Consider the following 17,183-nt stretch of genomic DNA (forward strand, 5'->3'; position numbering starts at 1 on the left):
CGGCCACTCACGCGGACGGTACACACCGGCCTCCTGGGACGACCGTGATCGAACGGGACGGCACCATGGCACGACCCGGCAGTGCAAATCACCCGTATCACCGCAAAAGCTACATGTTGTCGTCCTCGCCCGAAAGGCCGGCCGCCCAGGGTGCCGCCGGGGCGGGCCGCGCGGGCCGGGAGTCCGCGGGCCGGTGGCCAGGTCCGCGTGGCGGAGATCATCACAATGCGGCAGCAACAGCCGACTACCGGGGGTCGCTCACTTGACCACGGGCGGTCACCCGCGATTGGCTCCGGCACAGCGCGAGCCACCGAGCCGGTACGCCCCCGGCTCACTCCGCTCTTCCCGTACGACCGCCGTCCTCTGGCTCGGCTGCACAGCGAGGTGCCGCACCCCCATGAACACCCCTCCCCCTCCGCACAGGTCCCGCAGAACCCCGCTCCACACCGCCCTGACCGCCGCCCTCGCCGCCTGCCTGCTGCTGGCCGGCTGCTCCGGCATCGGCAGCGCCGGATCCGGCGCCGACGCGAAGGCGTCCGGCCCCGGCCGGCTCAAGGTCGCCCTGGTCACCCACGGAGCCAAGGACGACGCCTTCTGGGAGCTGGTGCGCAAGGGCGCCGAGGCGGCCGCGGCCAAGGACGGCGCCGAGTTGACGTACGCGGGCGACCCGGACCCCGCGGGACAGGCGGAGTTGGTGCGGGACGCGGTCAAGGACCGGGTCGACGGCATCGCGCTGACACTGGCCAAGCCGGACGCGATGAAGGGGGCGATCGCCGACGCCAGGGCGGCGGGCATCCCGGTCGTGGGACTCAACTCCGGGATCGACGCCTGGCGTTCCGAGGGCGTGCTCGAGTACTTCGGCCAGGACGAGAGCGTCGCGGGCCGGGCCGTCGGCGACAAGCTGGACGACCTCCGCGCCAAGCACGCCCTGTGCGTCATCCATGAGCGCGGCAACGTCGCCCTGGAAGCGCGCTGCGCCGGGGTGAAGAAGGCCTTCGGCGGCCAGACCGACCTGCTCTACGTGGACGGCACCGACATGAACGCCGTGACCGGCGCCGTCGCCGCCCAGTTGCGACAGGACCCGACCATCGACGAAGTCGTCGCGCTGGGCGCGCAGTTCGCGCTCGCCGCAGTCAAGTCGGTTCAGCAGGCGGGCAGCAGGGCGCGAGTCGCCACCTTCGACCTCAACACCGACCTGGTCAAGGCCGTGCAGAACGGGGACGTGCAGTTCGCCGTGGACCAACAGCCCTACCTCCAGGGCTATCTCGCAGTGGACTCGCTGTGGCTCTACAAGACCAACGGCAACGTCAGCGGCGGCGGCACCGCCCCGGTGCTCACCGGCCCGGCCTTCGTGACCAAGGCGAACATCACCTCGGTGGCGAAGTTCGCGGCGGGCGGCACCCGCTGAGCGGGCACCCGGTGCCCGAGCAGGCACCGGTCCCGAGAAACGCCGAAACGATACGGTCCCTGTCGGTGCGCCAGGTCACACGGACGGATAACATCCTGCGCACCCCTGTGTCGCACCGGACACGCGCTCACCCCTCGCGTCCGTCCCCCTTCCCCGTACCCCATGGACCGCTCTAGGACCACGATGTCTCGACGGACACCGACACCTATCCGGCGCCGTCTCGGCTCCATACGACTCTCCCTGATCCTCCTGGCCCTGGTCCCCAGCGTCACGCTCGCCGCCGTCTGGGGCGTGACGACCACCCAGATGTTCTCGGAGGGACTGCGGCTGCGCGCGCAGACGGAACTGAGCCGGTCCACCGGCGCCATGGGCACCGAGGCGGCGCTCGCCCTGCAGCGGGAGCGGCAGCTGTCCGCCGCGTGGCTGGCCTCCCCGCACGGCTCCCGGGCCGCCCTGGACGCGCAGCGCAGGGCGACCGACGCGGCGGTGGCACAGCTCACCGGGCAGGCCGGCGCGATCAGACGGGCGGCCTCCCGCATCAAGGACCCGATGTACTCCGTCGTCGCCTCGGTGGGCAGCCTCGAGTACTACCGCGACCAGGTGGACCGTCCCACGGACATCACCGCCCAGCAGGCGCTGGACCAGTACACCGCGATCATCGGCCGGCAGATCCAGGCCTTCCAGGAGCTGTCCCAGGTCGACGACGGCGACCTCACCTCGCAGGCCGGCCCGCTGGTCGCGCTGGAGCACGCCGCGGAGCTGGCCTCCCAGGAGGACGCGGAGCTCACCCTGGCCTGGCCGTCGCGGCACATGGCCGACGCGTCGTGGGACCGGTTCATGCAACTGGTCCACGCCCGCCGCTGGCTGGTCCAGGACCAGATCGTGCCCTCGCTCCGAGGGAGCATGAAGACGCAGGCCGAGCGCATCCTGCAGTCGCCCGAGTGGGCGACCCTGCAGAACGTCGAGGACCAGGTGCTCGCGGCCCGGACGGCGTCCGGCGCGCGCGGGATCGCGCTGCCGGACGTCCGGCAGCGGTGGAGCACCGCGATGAGCACGCTCGCCGACCAGTACGCGGCGCTGATCCGGCAGCAGACGGCGCAGCTGCTCGACCGCAGCGCCGACACGGCGCACGGCCTGCTTCTCAAGGCCGGCTCGCTGAGCGCGGGAGGGCTCGCCGCCCTCCTGCTGTGCGTCGGCATGTCCTGGCGGATCACCCGCTCCCTGTCCCGGCGGCTGCGCGGGCTCAGGCTCGCCACGCTCTCCCTGGCCGAGGAGCGGCTGCCCGACGTGGTGGCGCGCCTGGAGCGGGGCGAGAAGGTCGACGTGGACTCCGCGACGCCACCGCTCGACTACGGGCGCGACGAACTCGGCCAGGTGGCCCAGGCGTTCAACACGGCCCAGCGCACCGCCGTGCACACCGCCGTGGAACTCGCCGAGACCCGGCGCGGGTTCCAGAAGGTGATCCTCGGCATCGCCCGGCAGAGCCAGAACCTGGTCAACCTGCAGCTCAGCAAGCTGGACGCGCTGGAGCGACAGCACCAGGACCCGGACGTCCTCAAGGGGCTGTACGAACTTGACTCCACGGCGAGCCAGTTGCGCCGCTACGAGGAGAACCTCGTCATCATCAGCGGCGAGCAGCCCCGGCGCAGCTGGACCGAACCGGTCGCGCTGATCGACATCGTGCGCAGCGCCGTCGGCGAGGTCGCCGAGTACCAGCGGGTGGAGGTGCACACAGACGAGGACGTGTACCTGTCCCCGCCCGCGGTGGCCGACCTGATCCACCTGCTGGCCGAACTCATCGACAACGCGACCGTGTACTCGCCCGCCCCGAGCCCCGTGGAGGTGCGGGCCGCGCTGGTCGCCAAAGGCCTCGCCATCGAGATCGAGGACCGCGGCCTCGGCATGTCCGAGGACGACTACGCGCAGCTCAACGCCCAGTTGGCGGTGGCCCCGCAGTTCGACGTGGTGGCCCTCGCCGACGACCTCAGGCTCGGCATGTTCGTCATCGCCCGCCTCGCCACCCGGCACGGCATCGCCGTGACGCTGCGCCCGTCGCCGTACGGCGGGACCACGGCGATCGTGCTCGTCCCGCACGACATCGTGGTGCGTGACGCCCCCGGGACCTCACAGGCGCCCGACGCCGAGCCCGTACGGGAGCCCCGGCACGCCAGCCCGGCGGCCCGCACCACCGGGACCGCTCCCGCGGCCGACGCCCGGCGCCGGGAACCCACCCGGAGGGAAGGCGCCGTGCACACCGATGAAGCCGGGCGCGCGGGAGGGCTTCCCCCGCTGCCGCGCCGGGTGCCGCAGTCCAGTCTGGCCGCCGAGCTGCTCGAGGAGGCCGCGCCCGCCGAGGGGGACGGCACGCTCGACGAGTTCACCGCGGAACGCGCCGCCTCTTCCCTCGCCGGCTTCCAGCGCGGCACGCTCCGGGCGCGTGACGAGGGCAACCTGGAGCAGTACGACCAGGAGGAGCCCGCCGTGGCCGAGGCACCCGAGGCCGCACCGACGTCCACACCGCTCGCCGACCGCTCGTGAAGGACACCGACATGACACGCTCCCCTGCCACGCACAGCCAGCTCGACCAGTTGCTCACCTCACTCGTGGACCGGGTCGCCGGGGTCGCCCACGCGGTGGTGCTCTCCGAGGACGGGCTGGTCGTCAGCCACTCCACCGGATTCGTCCGCGACGACGCCGAACGGCTCGCGGCGACCGCGTCCGGCCTGATGAGCCTCAGCAAGGGCGTCAGCATGGACTTCCGCGGCGGCCCGGTGCGCCAGGCGCTCATCGAGATGGCCCACAGCTACCTGATCCTCACCCAGGCCGGGCCCGGGGCCCACCTGGCCGTCCTCACCGGCCCGGGCGCCGACGTGGGTGTGGTGGCGTACCAGATGAACATGCTGGTGAAGAAGATCGGCGAGCACCTGAGTGCGGCACCACGTGCGGGCGTCGGCGCGTCCGACAGCGGCGAGTGAGGTGAACGGAGGCGACGCGGCGGGCCGGCTGGTCAGGCCGTTCACGCTGACCGGCGGACGGACCCGGCCCAGCCGCGCCGACTTCACCCTCATCACGACGGTGACGGCGGTGGACCCGCCGCCGGCGTGGGCGCCGCGGCTCCAGCCCGAGCACGCGCGGATCCTGAAGCGGTGCGCGGAGCCGATCGCCGTGGCGGAGCTCGCCGCCCATCTCGACCTGCCGGTGAGCGTGGTCGTGATCATGCTGTGCGATCTGCTGGAGGCGGGCCGGATCACCATCCGCCCGCCGCACCCCGTCTCCCGCACTCCGGACCTTCAACTGCTGCAGAAAGTGAGGGACGGCCTTGGCCGGCTCTGACACCGCCACCCCTCCGGCGCCGGCCCCCGACACGGTGAAGATCCTCATCGCCGGGGGCTTCGGCGTCGGCAAGACCACCATGGTCGGGTCGGTCAGCGAGATCGTCCCGCTGCGCACCGAGGAACCGCTGACCACCGCCGGGCTGGACGTCGACGACCTCGTCGGCATCGAGGAGAAACGGGCCACCACCGTGGCCCTGGACTTCGGCCGCATCACGATCGGCCGGGACCTCGTGCTGTACCTCTTCGGCACGCCCGGTCAGCAGCGGTTCTGGTTCATGTGGAACGACCTGGCGATCGGCGCGCTCGGCGCCGTGGTCCTGATCGACGTCCGCCGCCCGGAGTCCAGCTTCGCCGCCATCGACTTCTTCGAACGCCGCGGCATCCCTTTCGTCGTCGCCGTCAACGGCTTCTACGGGCAGCACCCGTACCCGCCCGAGGAGATCCGGGACGCCCTGGCGCTGCCCGAGCACGTCCAGGTGCTGCTGTGCGACGCGCGGGAGCGCGAGTCGTGCCGGGACGTCCTCATCGCCCTGATCGACCAGTTGATCGCCTCGGTGGTGTGACACGGGCCCAGGCCGAGGGTCCCACGCTGCGTCAGTCCAGCGCGTCCGACAGGCGGACGAAGGTGTGACCGCTCGCCAGCAGCCGCGGTACGGCGGCGGCGATGCCCGGGGCGGTGCCGCCCTCGGGGTGGTTCATGTGGCAGATGACGATGGAGCCGCCGGGTGCGGACGCCACGGTGGTACGCACCTGCTCGGGGGTGAAGGTGGCGCCGCCGTCACCGTTGACCGAGAAGCTCGCGAAGCGTTCCCCCAGGTCGGTGACGATCCGTGCCGCTACGTCGTCGCAGTACGCGGTGCCGGACCGGAAGAAGCGCGGTGGTGAGCCCAGCAGCCGGGTGAGCTCGGCCCGGTTGCCGGCGATCTCGTCGTAGACCTCTCCGGCGTCCCGGGTGCCGGGGATGCCGTAGGCGGAGCGCCCGGTGACCGACAGCGGGCGGTGCCGGGTGCCGTGGTTGGCGATCTCGAACAGCGGCTCGGCGGCCAGCCGGCGGAAGAGGGCCGGGTTGGCGTCGATCCAGCGGGAGTTGAGGAACAGGGTCGCCGGTACCTCCCGCCTGCGCAGGAAGTCGATCAGCGCCTTGTCGTAGCCGCTGCCGCCCGGGCCGCCGCAGGCGTCGAAGGTCAGCGCGATCTCACGCTTCCCCTTCGGCAGCGCGTGCACCACCCCCGGCGCCTCGAAGCCCCAGGTGTGCGGCATGGCATGCCCGTAGCGGGCCACGATCTCGGCACGGGTCACCGTCGGTGTCGTCGCCGAGGGGGTCGGCGTCGGGGTGGCCGTGGCGTTCGGTGCGGGCGCACCGGGCGGAGCTGACGTGGGCGCACCGGGCGGACCGGACGTGGGCGTCCCGCCGCTCGTCGCGCTCTTCCGGCCCGCGCATCCGGCGAGCACGCTGGACGCCATGGCGGCCAGCACGGCCCGGCGACCGGTCGTCATCAACACTCCCACCTGGTCGAAAGGTCGGCGACGGACGGCCGCCGCATCACCGCAACCGTAAGGGGCGGATGATCCACCACCGGGAAGGCACCGGTAAGGGTTCCCCAACAATCCGGTCATGCCGCCCGGAGGCGGGACGGCGGCGGCGTACTCTTGACCGGCCGCGCAAGCATCGCGCAGGGGGAGCGCCCAGCTCCGGCGCCGGCACCGGGAGGAGGCGAGATGGACAGTAGTCCGGGCCATAGTCGGCCCCGTTCCGCGTTGTCCTGGTCGTCCTTCCGCGGCCCGGGGCAGCACGTCCTTCCCCGCTGAACCGCCCGGCGACTCCAGCCGGTGCCCCACGCGGCCCCGCCGGGCCGCGTGTTGCCGTGTGCGCACCAGCGGGAAGGCCGCTGCCGCGGGCCGCCCGGTGCCCCGCCCCGACGGGGCGAGGGGGTGTTCCTCATGGCTGCCCACACTCTGCTCATGTCCACCGGCGCCCGGCTGCGTGACCGCCGGGTCCGTCTGGAGCGCCGCGCCACCGCCTCCAGGGCGGTCCGCGGCTCCCTGGTCTCCCTGGCCGGACTGGTCGGCGGACCCGTCACCAACCAGGCCGGCGAGGAGGTCGGCCGCCTCGTGGACGTGGTCGCCCGGCTGTACGGGGCGGAGTCGTACCCGCCGGTCACCGGTCTGATCCTGCGCATCGGGCGGCGGCGCACCTTCCTGGCCGCCGACGCCATCGGCAAGGTGCACGCCGGACACGTACGGCTGCGCGCCGCCACGGTGGACCTGCGTGACTTCACCCGTCGCCCCGGCGAGGCCCTGCTGGCCAGGGACGTCCTCGACCACCAACTCGTCGACGTGGACGGGGTCCAGGTCACGCGCGCCGCCGACCTGTGCCTGGCGCCGCTCGTCGACCGCGTCGTCCTGGTCGGGGTCGACGTCTCGCTGCCCACCCTGCTGCGCCGGCTGGGCCCGCGCCGCTGGCAGGCCCGGCCGACCCCGGAGCGGGTCCTGGACTGGCAGGCGGTGGCCCCGTTCGCCGAGGAGGCCACGGAGGGGCCGCCCCAGGTGCGGTTGCGTGCCTCCCGGACCGCGCTGCACCGGCTGCGCCCGGCCGACCTCGCCGACATCCTCGAGGACCTCGGCCGCGCCGAACGGCAGCAGCTGCTGGGCTGGCTCGAGCCGGAACAGGCCGCCGACGCACTGGAGGAGATGGAGCCGGCCGAGCTGGAGAACCTGCTCCGGGAGGCGCAGCCCGAGCACGCCGCCCGGCTGGTGGACGAGATGGAGCCGGACGAGGCGGCCGACGCGCTGCGCGACCTCATCCCGGAGGAGCGCGAGTCGCTGCTCACCCGTATGCCGGACGACCAGTCCGCGGACCTGCGCCGGCTGCTGGCCCACCGGGAGGGCACCGCGGGCGGCGCCATGACCACTCTGCTGGTCACGGTCCACCGGGAGGCGACCGTGGCCGAGGCGCGGGCCCGGCTGGCCGAGCAGGCCGAGCACCGCACCGAGATCGACGCCGTCGCCGTCGTGGACGACGAGGGCCGGCTGCTGTGCGACATGGCGCTGTTCGACCTGGCGGTGGCCGAGGACGCGGCCCCGGTGGCCGATCTGGTGGCCTGGCGGGCCCAGTTCGGTCCTCCGGTCACCGTGCGCACGGACACACCGCTGTCCGAGGCCGCCGACCAGCTGGTCGCCGCCCGCGCCTCCTCGCTGCTGGTGGTCGACGACACCGACCGTCCCCTCGGCCGGATCCTGGCCGACGACCTGCTCGACGCCCTGCTGCCCGAACGCGGGCGCGTGCACTTCAGGAGGTTCCTCCAGTGACCCGCGACCTTCACACGCCCCCGACGGCCACGGCACCGGGCACCACCGCCGCACCCGCCGCGCGCCCCACGGGATGGCGGCGCCTGACCGTGGTCGCCGCGATCGCGGGCCCCGGGCTGGTCGCGGCCAACGCCGGCAACGACGCGGCCGGTATCGCCACCTACGCCTCGGCCGGCTCCCAGTTCGCCTACGGCACCCTGTTCTTCATGGTCCTGGTGACCGTCGCCCTGGTGATGGTGCAGGAGATGGCCGTCCGCCTCGGCGCACACACCGGCAAGGGCCTCGGCGCCCTGATCCGCGAACAGTTCAGCCTGCGCCTGACCGCTCTCGCCGTGTTCTGCCTGCTGCTGGCCAACACCGGTCTGGTCGTCAGCGAGTTCGCGGGCATCGGCGCCGCCTTCGAACTGCTGGGGGTGCCCAAGTGGGCGGTCATCCCGCCGGCCGCGATCCTGCTGTGGGCGCTGGTGCTGTTCGGCTCCTACCACTGGGCCGAACGCATCTTCCTGATCATGTCGCTGGCGTTCTTCGCGTATCCGCTCGCGATGATCCTCGGCCACCCCGACTGGGCGGCCGTCGGACGCCACCTCGTCGTCCCGCACGTCGAGCCGAGCAAGGACTTCATCCTGCTCGCGGTCGCCCTGATCGGCACCACGGTCAGCCCCTACATGCAGTTCTACGCCGCCGCCGGTGTCGTCGACCGCGGCGCCAAACCCGCCGACTACCCGCTGATCCGCGCCGACGCCGTCCTCGGCGCGGTGTTCGCCTGCGTCATCAGCCTGACCATCATCGTCGCCACCGCCTCCGCGATCGGCGGCACCGGCCCGCTGGACTCCGCCGCCCAGGCCGCCGAGGCGCTGAAACCCGTCGCCGGACACAACGCGGAACTGCTGTTCGCGGTCGGTCTGATCGGTGCCTCCGCGCTCGCCGGAGCAGTCGTCCCGCTGTCGGCCAGCTACGCCATCGGCGAGGCGGCGGGAGTGGAACGCTCGGTCTCCCGCAGCTTCCGCGACGCCCCGCTCTTCCTCGGCCTGTTCACCGCCCAGATCGTCCTGGGCGCCACGCTCGCGATGACCCCGATCGACGTCATCCAGCTGCTGATCGGCACACAGGTCCTGCAGGGCCTGATCAGCCCGGTCGTCCTGGTCTACCTGCTGGTGCTGACCAATCGCCGCACCGTGCTCGGGCCGGCCGCCAACGGGCCCCGCTACCGCGTCGCCGCCACCGCCGTGGTCGTCGGCGTGGCCACCATGTCCACGATCCTGCTCATGCAGACCGTCCTCGGCTGGTTCGGCCTGGGCTAGGAGGAGGTCAGCCGTGCTGCCGGCGGATGCGCTGGGCCACCTCGTTGTCCTCGGTCTCCCACCAGGGCCGTACGCGGTCCTCGTCGGCCGTCTGCCCGGGAGCGGGGGCCGCGGGGACCAGCTCCGTCTCCAGGCGGCGGTCCAGCGCGACGCTCTGGGCACGCTCGGTGCGCGCCCACTGCACCAGGATCGCGAGCAGGAAGGGCAGCGCCACCAGCTCCGCGATGCTGATCATCGCACCGCCGCCGAGCTGCTGGTCGTGGTGCACGTCCGGGTCCCAGGGCGGGGCGTGGTGCAGGTACCAGGCACCCGCGATCAGCGTGCCGTGGGTCATCACCACGATCCCCGGTACCGCGTCGATGATCCCGTCCACGAACACCAGCGCCGCGCGCACCGGGTGGGTGCACCAGGCGGGCAGCGCCCCCTCGTGGGTGAGGACCGGCACGACGAACAGGGTCCCGGCGAGCAGCAGGTGGAGATACATCAGCTCGTGCAGCCAGCCGAGGCGCAGGGCGGTCGCGAAGTACGGCGTGAAGTACACCGTCAGCTCGGTGGCGAGCACCAGGGCCGTGCTCACCAGGGGGAAGGTGAGCAGCCGCACCACCCGCCCGGTCATCGCCCGCCGCACCCGCCCCGAGGCGCGCTCGGGCAGGGCGCGGACCGCCAGATGCAGCGGGTCGCCCAGCGCCAGGCCGAGGGGAGCGATCAGGTCGAGCAGGACGTTCTGCACCGCGGCGGGCCAGAACAGCGCGTGGTCGTACACCGCGAGCGCGGACATGGTCGCGACGACGAGGGTGCCGAGGCCGAGCAGCGCGAAGGTCGCGGTGCGGGCCACGGGCCAGGGCTCGTCCCGGCGCCTCAGCCTCAGCACGCCCCAGCCGTAGAGCGTGCCGAGGACGAGGACCAGGAGGAGCGCCGGGACGTCGAGGTGCCACGAGGACAGCAGGCGTCCCGTGGTGAGCTCCGGCAGGCTCGCCGTCGTCATGGCCATCTCGTTCAGCGGCATGCCGGTCATGCTCTCCCTCGCCTGCGGATTTGCGCAAACCCGCAAGTCAAGGGTTCACCTCTGCCCGGGCCCCGACAGCTCCCGGGAGGACCCGCCGCACACGCCACGGTGCTGCAACACACGCCGTCTACACTCTCCCCGCAACGGCCCTTGCCGCATCGGCCGAGTCGAGGCCGATCTCCGCCACACCCGAAGGGCATTCGGCGTTTTGATACGGATAGATTCAGTCACGAAGCGGTATCCGGACGGCACGGTGGCGGTCGACCGGCTGTCTCTGGAGATACCGGACCACTCGATCACCGTCCTCGTCGGCCCCTCGGGCTGCGGCAAGACCACGACGCTGCGCATGATCAACCGGATGATCGAGCCGAGCGAGGGCACGATCACCCTCGACGGCGTCGACATCGGCAAGCAGCCGGTCAACGTCCTGCGCCGGTCCATGGGGTACGTGATCCAGAACGCCGGGCTCTTCCCGCACCGCACCATCGTCGACAACATCGCCACCGTGCCCCGGCTGCTCGGCTGGAGCAAGGACCGCGCCCGCGACCGGGCCCGGGAGCTGATGGAACGGGTCGGGCTCGACTCCTCCCTCGCCAAGCGGTACCCCTACCAGCTCTCCGGCGGACAGCAGCAGCGCGTCGGCGTGGCCCGGGCGCTCGCCGCCGACCCGCCGGTGCTGCTGATGGACGAGCCGTTCTCCGCCGTCGACCCGATCGTCCGCAAGGGCCTGCAGGAGGAACTGCTGAGGATCCAGGACGAGTTGGGCAAGACCATCGTCTTCGTCACCCATGACATCGACGAGGCGATCCGGCTCGGCACCATGGTCGCCGTCCTGCGCACCGGCGGCCGGCTCGCCCAGTTCGCACCGCCCGCCGAACTGCTGTCGTCCCCCGCCGACACCTTCGTGGAGGACTTCCTCGGCAGCGACCGGGGCATCCGGCGGCTGTCGTTCTTCACCTCGGAGACCCTTCAGCTGCACAGGACCCCGATCGTCGCCGTCGACTCCACCGCCGAGCAGATCGCCTCCCGCGCCACGCCCGAGGTGCCCTACCTGCTGGTCACCGACGTCGACGGCAGACCGCTCGGGTGGAGCGAGCCGGGGGAGCTGACCGCCGGGGACATCGCGCCGGAGCGACTGCTGCCGTACGGGCGGCCGTTCGCGCACGGCCAGGACTCGCTGCGCGCCGCGCTCGACGGCGCCGTGCTCTCGCCGACCGGGTGGGCCGTCGCGGTGGACGACGCCGGCCGGGTGGTCGGAGTCGTCTCGCAGGCGACCATCGGCGAGGCGATCCGCAGCGCCCACGCCGAGGGCCTCACCGACACGAAGGTCGCCGGATGAACGGGTTCTTCGACATACCGAGCGACCTCCAGCACAGCTGGCTGGGGCTGATCGGACTGCACCTGAGGGAGGCCCTGCTGCCGGTCCTCGCCGGCCTGGTCGCCGCCCTGCCGATCGCCCAGCTGTGCGTGCGGTTCCGCTGGCTCTACCCGCCCGTCCTCGGAGTGACGACCGTCCTGTACGCCATCCCGTCGCTGGCGTTCTTCGTCGTCCTCATCGACTACACCGGTCAGACCGAGCTCACCGTGATGATCCCGCTCGCCGTCTACAGCCTGGTGGTCCTGGTCCCGGCGATCGTCGACGGTGTCCGGTCGGTGCCGCAGGAGACGCTGGCGGCGGCCACCGCCATGGGCATCGGGCCCGTACGGCGTTATCTGCAGGTGCAGTTGCCGATCGCCGCGCCCGCCATCCTGGCCGGCCTCAGGGTCGCGACCGTCTCCAGCATCAGCCTGGTCAGCGTCGGCGCCCTCATCGGCAACCAGGGCGCGCTCGGCAATCTCCTCGCCGACGCGATGTTCTACCACCGGCCCGTCCTCGCGGTGAACTCCGTGGTCACCACGGCCGTCCTCGCGATCCTCGTCGACGCCCTCCTCGTCCTGGTGCGCGTCCTGCTGACGCCCTGGATGCCACGCGGCACCGGCAGGACGCGGAAGGCCGCCGCACGGCCCGAACCGTCCGCACTCGCCCTGGAGGACGCGGCCCGGTGAACGTCCTCGACTTCGTCAACGCGTTCTTCAGCGACAGCGCCCACTGGCACGGCTACGACGGCATCCCGCAACGCCTGCTCGAACACGTCCAGTACTCCCTGATGGCCCTCGCCGTGGCCGCCGCCATCGGGCTGCCGGTGGGTCTGCTCACCGGCCACACCGGGCGCGGCGGCAACGTCCTCGCGTTCGTCGCCACCGCCGCCCGCGCACTGCCCAGCTTCGGTCTGCTGGTCCTGATGTTCGTACTGCTCGGGCTCGGGCTGCTGCCGGTCATGATCCCGCTGGTGGTGCTGGCCGTGCCGCCGATCCTGGTGACCACGTACGAGGCCGTGCGCTCCGTCGACCCGTCCCCGGTGGACGCCGCGCGGGGCATGGGCATGAGCGAGCCCAGGATCCTCTTCCAGGTCGAGGTGCCCGTGGCGCTGCCGCTGATCCTCAGCGGTCTGCGCTCGGCGGCCATCCAGATCGTCTCGACGGCCACCATCGCCGCGTACGTCAGTCTCGGCGGCCTCGGTCGCTACATCGTGGACGGGCTCTACCAGCGCGACTACGAGAAGGTCGTCGGCGGGGCCACCCTGGTGGCCGTGCTGGCGCTCGCCACCCTCACGGTGTTCTGGGCGGTGTCGCGGGCCGCGGTGTCGCCCGGAGTGCGCAGGAGCGCCTGAACGACACGCGCGAGGGCCCGGGGAAGGTGGCTCCCCGGGCTCCCCGGGCCCTCGTGCACCGTGCGTCGGCCCTCCGAACGGGCCTGCGCCAACTCCATGACGGCGAACCAACGGTCGCGGACCAGCCGCGCCGCCGACTCTCGAAGACGTCTGCGGGCTAAGACGTCTGCGGGCGCGAAGATTTCACGTGGCTGTAATGAATCGGTCGGGCAGGCGGGAAACCGACCTGGGTCGGCGGGAAACGGCGCAAGGGCGGCCCGGAACGCCGTTGCCGGCCCACACTGCAGCCTGCCGCCAACCTCCGGAAGACCACTGCCTCTTGGCGACCGGCTGCCGTGGTCCGACGTAAAGATCGTGACGAAGAACGCCCGCTTCCATCTCCGTCCGTCCGTCACTTCTTCACAGCCGGACGTCCATAACCAGCCATGCCTCGAGGCCGATCGGTGATCGGAATCCTCTTGACTGACCGAGAACCGGCTGGATTGGATCGCACAGTGCGGTGCCCGCACTCCGCACAGCTGTGCCCCGCCCTGCCCAACACCCGAGCCCGGAACGGGAACCGTGACTTCTACCGCGAACACCAGCAGGTCCAGCAGGAGACTCCCCGGTGCGGCCATCGTCGCCCTCGCCGCCACGGCGGCACTGCTCGCGGGGTGTTCCTCGTCCTCCGACACCAAGTCCGACAACCCGCTCCAGGGCGGCAAGGCGAGCGGCGACACGGTGGTCGTCGGCTCCAACAACTTCTCCGAGAGCATCCTGCTCGCCGACGTCTACGGCGAGGCCCTGAAGGCCAAGGGCGTCAAGGTCACCTACAAGCCCAACATCGGCAGCCGCGAGACGACGTACGGCCTGCTGAAGAACGGCTCCATCACGGTCCTGCCCGAGTACAACGGCGCGCTGCTGGCCTACCTCGACAAGAACGCCGCCCCGAAGACGATCGCCGCCACCACGGCCGCCATCAACGCCAAGCTGGACTCCAAGCTGACGCTCCTGGAACCGGCGCCCGCGCAGGACAAGGACTCCGTCACCGTCAACCAGGACACCGCGAAGAAGTACAACCTCACCGAGAAGTCCTCCATCGCCGACCTCAAGGACATCGCCAAGGACCTGGTGATCGGCGCCTCGCCGGAGTTCCAGACCCGGCAGCAGGGTCTGCTCGGCCTGAAGAGCGTCTACGGTCTGCAGTTCAAGTCCTTCAAGGCGCTCGACGCGGGCGGCCCGCTCACCCAGGCGGCGCTGAAGAAGAACACCGTGCAGGCGGCCGACATCTTCACCACGGATTCGACCATCACCAAGGAGAAGTTCGTCGTCCTGCAGGACCCGAAGAACCTCTTCGGGTTCGAGAACGTGCAGCCGCTCGTCTACAAGAGCGGGCTCGACCAGAAGGGCGTCGACGCGCTCAACGCGGTCTCGGCAAAGCTCGACACGGCGGCCCTGCTCGACCTGGACACCCAGGTGCAGCTCCAGAAGAAGGACCCGCTCGACGTCGCCAAGGCCTGGCTGAAGTCGGTCGGCCTGGGCTGACGTCCGCGCGGTGGACACCACCGCGGACGGACCGACGCGGGTGCCCGCGCCCTTCGGGGCGGCCGGCGCCCGCGTCGTCCTGGGCGGCACCGGACTCCACGGCACCGGTCACGCCCAGTGTCTGCACGTGTCTCAGCTCGTTGACGGGGAGAACGAGGAGGCACCGCCGGGCTGTTGAGTTCCGCGGTCGTTGCGACCAGCCGCGACAGTGTGATGCCTTTTGTCATGGGCATCCGCAGCCACACACCTAGGCTGACCGTTCAACGGGGGCCGGCGCCTCGCCCCGCCTGGCCCGCAGCAACTGCCGGCGCTTGTCATCCTTGACCCAGCTGTGCGAGCCGGGCTTGCGTGTCTCGTCGGCCAGTTGCTTGACGGTGTGCTTGCAAACGAACTCCTTGAGCTTCGCGCCGGGGCGGCCGCCGAGGTAGAACCCGCTTTGAAGGAGTGGCCGGCCGGCTCTCCGGAACGCCGCTGCCGATGGAGATGTGCACGCCTTGTGCGGTCTGCTGGTGCGGCGCCGGTGTGGACGAAGTCGAGGTCGGCCGTCTCTGCGGGACATCGGTGCAGCGCACGGGCGACGGCGGTCGAGGCATGGCCTGCGGGCTTGTCAGGCCGGCCCGGGCAGGGGGTTCCGGCGAGGCGCGCGCGTCATCTTCTGAGCTGCTCCGTGAGGAAGGCGATGATCTCATCACGGGCACGTGTCGTCGGGTGACCCTGCTCGTCCGCGAGATGTGCCGTGACGACGCTGTGGGCGCACCCGACGACGTCGCGGAAGAAGGGCGGAGGGTTCGTGTTCGCCGCGTCGGCGGGAAGGACGCGGCCGTCGAACGCTTCGCCGAGCAGGGCTTGGTAGGCCGCGAACCGCCGGCCCGTGCACCACCTGTCGTTGTCGAAGCGGTAGGCGAGCACCTTCAGTCCGTCTCGTTCGATGCGTTCGGCGAGGGCAACTGCGTCTTCGTCTGCGATCTCCAGCCCTCCGGGGTCGTCGAGCGGCAGCGAGGGATGGTTGACGACCGGGGCGATGACCGCCGGTTCGAGTGCCATGGTCAGCGCGAAGTTGCCGGTGAAGCACAGCCCGACCGCGCCGACGCCCGGCCCACCGCACTCCGTGTGCGCGATACGCGCGAGGCCGCGCAGCCACGCCACGACGGGACTGGTGCCGCCCCCGGCGAACGCACGGAACTCGGCGCTGACGCATGCGCGCCGCACGACGGCCTCGCCTGCCTCGGTGGTCGGGTAGGCGCCGTCGACGCCGAAGAGCGAGGGCAGATATACGGAGAAGCCGGCGTCGCGTACCCAGCGTGCCAGGCGCGCGACGTCGGGGCTGATGCCCGGCATCTCGGGCATCAGGATGACGCCGGGTCCCGTCCCGGCGACGTACACGGTCTTGCTGACGTCATCCACGCTGACGGCTCTTGGGGAGAAGTCGTTCAAGGGGTCGTCGCGCCGCGTTCGCATCGTTGTCATGATCGAGAGTGTGGTGGGACACTGCTCCCACGAGAAGCGGCGACATCGCCACACAGTGCGGCGATATCGCCACCCCCGCGGGGAGCCGGAGGAACCATGAAACCGCTGCGCCTGGGTGTGCTGGCGTATCCCGGCTGCTTCGCCTCGGAGGTGTTCGGGATCCCCGACCTGCTGGCCATGGCCGATCACATCGCCGCGGCGCACGGGTCGGACCGACCTCCGTACGAGGTGTCCGTCGTCTCGCCCCGGCGGCGGGTGGTCGCGTCCGGCGGCTCGGCCATCGAGGTCTCGGCGCTGCGCCCCGTCGACGTCCTGGTCGTGCCGGGTTTCGCGCTTTCGCCCAGGCTTGATCTCGACGCCACGCTCGCGGAGCTGAGGCCCGAAGTGGCGTCGATCCGGTCGCAGGCCGCCTCCGGTATCGCTGTCGTGTCGATCTGTGTCGGCTCCTTTCTCGTCGCCGAGGCCGGCCTGCTCGACGGGCGCGAGGCGACGACGTCCTGGCTGTTCGCGGATCAGTTCGCCCGTCGATACGCCAACGTGAAGGTGCGCCCCGAGCACCTGGTGGTCACCGATCGCGGTGTGACGACGACCGCCGCATTCAGTGCCATGTACGACTTCGCACTCCAGTTGATCCGTGAGCACGACGGCTCCCGCGTCGCCCGCAGCACCGCCCGCATCGCGCTCGTCGACGACGCACGCTCCACCCAGACTCCCTACGTCGACCTGGCGCTGATGCCCGCCGTCGGCCGTGAGTTCTCACTCGGTGTGAAGCGGTGGCTCGACCAGAATCTCGGGACTCGCTACGACCTGTCCGCCCTGGCCGAAGCGTTCCACGTGAGCGAGCGCACCATGCTCCGCCGCTTCGGTCAGGAGGCCGGTCAGACCCCGCTCGCGTACCTGCAATCGGCTCGGGTCCGCCGGGCTCGTCATCTGCTGGAGACCACCGACAGGACCATCGCGCGCATCGCCGCCGACCTCGGGTACGCGGACGCGAGCACCTTCAGCGCCATCTTCGCCCGGCACACGGGTCAGCGGCCGCGGGACTACCGCGCCACCTTCCGCCGGCCTGTTCGCGAAGCGGGCCGCACCACCGCGCAGCTTCCGCGAGATTGATGTGCTTCA

The 17,183-nt window shown here is 71.5% G+C and carries 16 protein-coding genes; 13 read left to right on the top strand and 3 right to left on the bottom strand.

The features are described 5' to 3' along the window. The first annotated feature begins 397 nt into the window (after positions 1-397). From ACFYZE_RS13275 to ACFYZE_RS13295, 5 genes are all read left to right on the top strand, one after another. The gene (locus ACFYZE_RS13275) at positions 398-1,408 is read left to right on the top strand and encodes a substrate-binding domain-containing protein (RefSeq protein ID WP_388991972.1); all 1,011 of its coding nucleotides are present in this window, start codon (positions 398-400) and stop codon (positions 1,406-1,408) included. A 183-nt stretch (positions 1,409-1,591) separates the two neighbouring features. Beyond that, positions 1,592-3,946 (top strand): nitrate- and nitrite sensing domain-containing protein, encoded by a 2,355-nt coding sequence (locus ACFYZE_RS13280; RefSeq protein WP_388991975.1) that lies wholly within the window; start codon positions 1,592-1,594, stop codon positions 3,944-3,946. 11 nt (positions 3,947-3,957) lie between these two features. Beyond that, a complete protein-coding gene (locus ACFYZE_RS13285) occupies positions 3,958-4,383 on the top strand; it encodes a roadblock/LC7 domain-containing protein (RefSeq protein ID WP_103838841.1) in 426 nt (141 codons plus the stop codon). Position 4,384: 1 nt separating this feature from the next. After that, on the top strand, positions 4,385-4,741 hold the full coding sequence (locus tag ACFYZE_RS13290; RefSeq protein ID WP_388991978.1) for a DUF742 domain-containing protein: 357 nt from the start codon (positions 4,385-4,387) through the stop codon (positions 4,739-4,741). Continuing rightward, positions 4,728-5,306, top strand: a complete 579-nt coding sequence (locus ACFYZE_RS13295) for an ATP/GTP-binding protein (protein WP_388991981.1) — start codon at positions 4,728-4,730, stop codon at positions 5,304-5,306. The genes ACFYZE_RS13290 and ACFYZE_RS13295 overlap by 14 nt, the downstream gene beginning before the upstream one ends. 31 nt (positions 5,307-5,337) lie before the next feature. Here ACFYZE_RS13295 and ACFYZE_RS13300 read toward each other — a convergent pair whose 3' ends face one another. After that, positions 5,338-6,240: a polysaccharide deacetylase family protein gene (locus ACFYZE_RS13300; protein WP_388991984.1), complete on the bottom strand. Its 903-nt coding sequence runs from the start codon at positions 6,238-6,240 to the stop codon at positions 5,338-5,340. 444 nt (positions 6,241-6,684) lie between these two features. Between ACFYZE_RS13300 and ACFYZE_RS13305 the strand changes: the two genes are divergently transcribed. After that, positions 6,685-8,052: a magnesium transporter MgtE N-terminal domain-containing protein gene (locus tag ACFYZE_RS13305; protein ID WP_388991987.1), complete on the top strand. Its 1,368-nt coding sequence runs from the start codon at positions 6,685-6,687 to the stop codon at positions 8,050-8,052. Further along, positions 8,049-9,353, top strand: a complete 1,305-nt coding sequence (locus ACFYZE_RS13310; RefSeq protein ID WP_388991990.1) for an NRAMP family divalent metal transporter — start codon at positions 8,049-8,051, stop codon at positions 9,351-9,353. Before ACFYZE_RS13305 ends, ACFYZE_RS13310 begins: the two co-directional genes overlap by 4 nt. Before the next feature lie 7 nt (positions 9,354-9,360). Here the strand turns inward: ACFYZE_RS13310 and ACFYZE_RS13315 are convergent, their stop codons facing one another. Next, positions 9,361-10,368, bottom strand: coding sequence for a cytochrome c oxidase assembly protein (locus ACFYZE_RS13315; protein ID WP_388991993.1), 1,008 nt, complete (start codon positions 10,366-10,368; stop codon positions 9,361-9,363). 199 nt (positions 10,369-10,567) lie between these two features. Here ACFYZE_RS13315 and ACFYZE_RS13320 point away from each other — a divergent pair, with 199 nt between their 5' ends. The 5 genes from ACFYZE_RS13320 to ACFYZE_RS13340 all read left to right on the top strand — a co-directional run bounded on the left by ACFYZE_RS13320 (position 10,568) and on the right by ACFYZE_RS13340 (position 14,772). Next, the gene (locus tag ACFYZE_RS13320) at positions 10,568-11,698 is read left to right on the top strand and encodes an ABC transporter ATP-binding protein (protein WP_388991996.1); all 1,131 of its coding nucleotides are present in this window, start codon (positions 10,568-10,570) and stop codon (positions 11,696-11,698) included. Next, positions 11,695-12,405: an ABC transporter permease gene (locus ACFYZE_RS13325; protein ID WP_388991999.1), complete on the top strand. Its 711-nt coding sequence runs from the start codon at positions 11,695-11,697 to the stop codon at positions 12,403-12,405. Before ACFYZE_RS13320 ends, ACFYZE_RS13325 begins: the two co-directional genes overlap by 4 nt. Next, the gene (locus ACFYZE_RS13330; protein ID WP_388992002.1) at positions 12,402-13,070 is read left to right on the top strand and encodes an ABC transporter permease; all 669 of its coding nucleotides are present in this window, start codon (positions 12,402-12,404) and stop codon (positions 13,068-13,070) included. The genes ACFYZE_RS13325 and ACFYZE_RS13330 overlap by 4 nt, the downstream gene beginning before the upstream one ends. Before the next feature lie 561 nt (positions 13,071-13,631). Beyond that, positions 13,632-14,594, top strand: coding sequence for an ABC transporter substrate-binding protein (locus ACFYZE_RS13335; RefSeq protein WP_388992005.1), 963 nt, complete (start codon positions 13,632-13,634; stop codon positions 14,592-14,594). A 10-nt stretch (positions 14,595-14,604) separates the two neighbouring features. Next, positions 14,605-14,772 (top strand): hypothetical protein, encoded by a 168-nt coding sequence (locus ACFYZE_RS13340; protein ID WP_388992008.1) that lies wholly within the window; start codon positions 14,605-14,607, stop codon positions 14,770-14,772. A gap of 470 nt (positions 14,773-15,242) precedes the next feature. Here the strand turns inward: ACFYZE_RS13340 and ACFYZE_RS13345 are convergent, their stop codons facing one another. Next, a complete protein-coding gene (locus tag ACFYZE_RS13345; protein ID WP_388992011.1) occupies positions 15,243-16,061 on the bottom strand; it encodes a dienelactone hydrolase family protein in 819 nt (272 codons plus the stop codon). A gap of 96 nt (positions 16,062-16,157) precedes the next feature. Here ACFYZE_RS13345 and ACFYZE_RS13350 point away from each other — a divergent pair, with 96 nt between their 5' ends. Beyond that, positions 16,158-17,174: a GlxA family transcriptional regulator gene (locus ACFYZE_RS13350; RefSeq protein WP_388992014.1), complete on the top strand. Its 1,017-nt coding sequence runs from the start codon at positions 16,158-16,160 to the stop codon at positions 17,172-17,174. Positions 17,175-17,183 lie beyond the last annotated feature (9 nt).

This window comes from Streptomyces sp. NPDC001796 (assembly GCF_042892355.1).
Lineage (GTDB): Bacteria > Actinomycetota > Actinomycetes > Streptomycetales > Streptomycetaceae > Streptomyces.

Bases quoted from the DNA above. Each gene is read 5' to 3' on its own strand.
- ACFYZE_RS13285 (WP_103838841.1), top strand. From the start codon at position 3,958: ATGACACGCTCCCCTGCCACGCACAGCCAGCTCGACCAGTTGCTCACC.
- ACFYZE_RS13300 (WP_388991984.1), bottom strand. From the start codon at position 6,240: ATGACGACCGGTCGCCGGGCCGTGCTGGCCGCCATGGCGTCCAGCGTG.
- ACFYZE_RS13305 (WP_388991987.1), top strand. From the start codon at position 6,685: ATGGCTGCCCACACTCTGCTCATGTCCACCGGCGCCCGGCTGCGTGAC.
- ACFYZE_RS13325 (WP_388991999.1), top strand. From the start codon at position 11,695: ATGAACGGGTTCTTCGACATACCGAGCGACCTCCAGCACAGCTGGCTG.
- ACFYZE_RS13315 (WP_388991993.1), bottom strand. From the start codon at position 10,368: ATGACCGGCATGCCGCTGAACGAGATGGCCATGACGACGGCGAGCCTG.
- ACFYZE_RS13350 (WP_388992014.1), top strand. From the start codon at position 16,158: ATGAAACCGCTGCGCCTGGGTGTGCTGGCGTATCCCGGCTGCTTCGCC.
- ACFYZE_RS13280 (WP_388991975.1), top strand. From the start codon at position 1,592: ATGTCTCGACGGACACCGACACCTATCCGGCGCCGTCTCGGCTCCATA.
- ACFYZE_RS13275 (WP_388991972.1), top strand. From the start codon at position 398: ATGAACACCCCTCCCCCTCCGCACAGGTCCCGCAGAACCCCGCTCCAC.
- ACFYZE_RS13345 (WP_388992011.1), bottom strand. From the start codon at position 16,061: ATGACAACGATGCGAACGCGGCGCGACGACCCCTTGAACGACTTCTCC.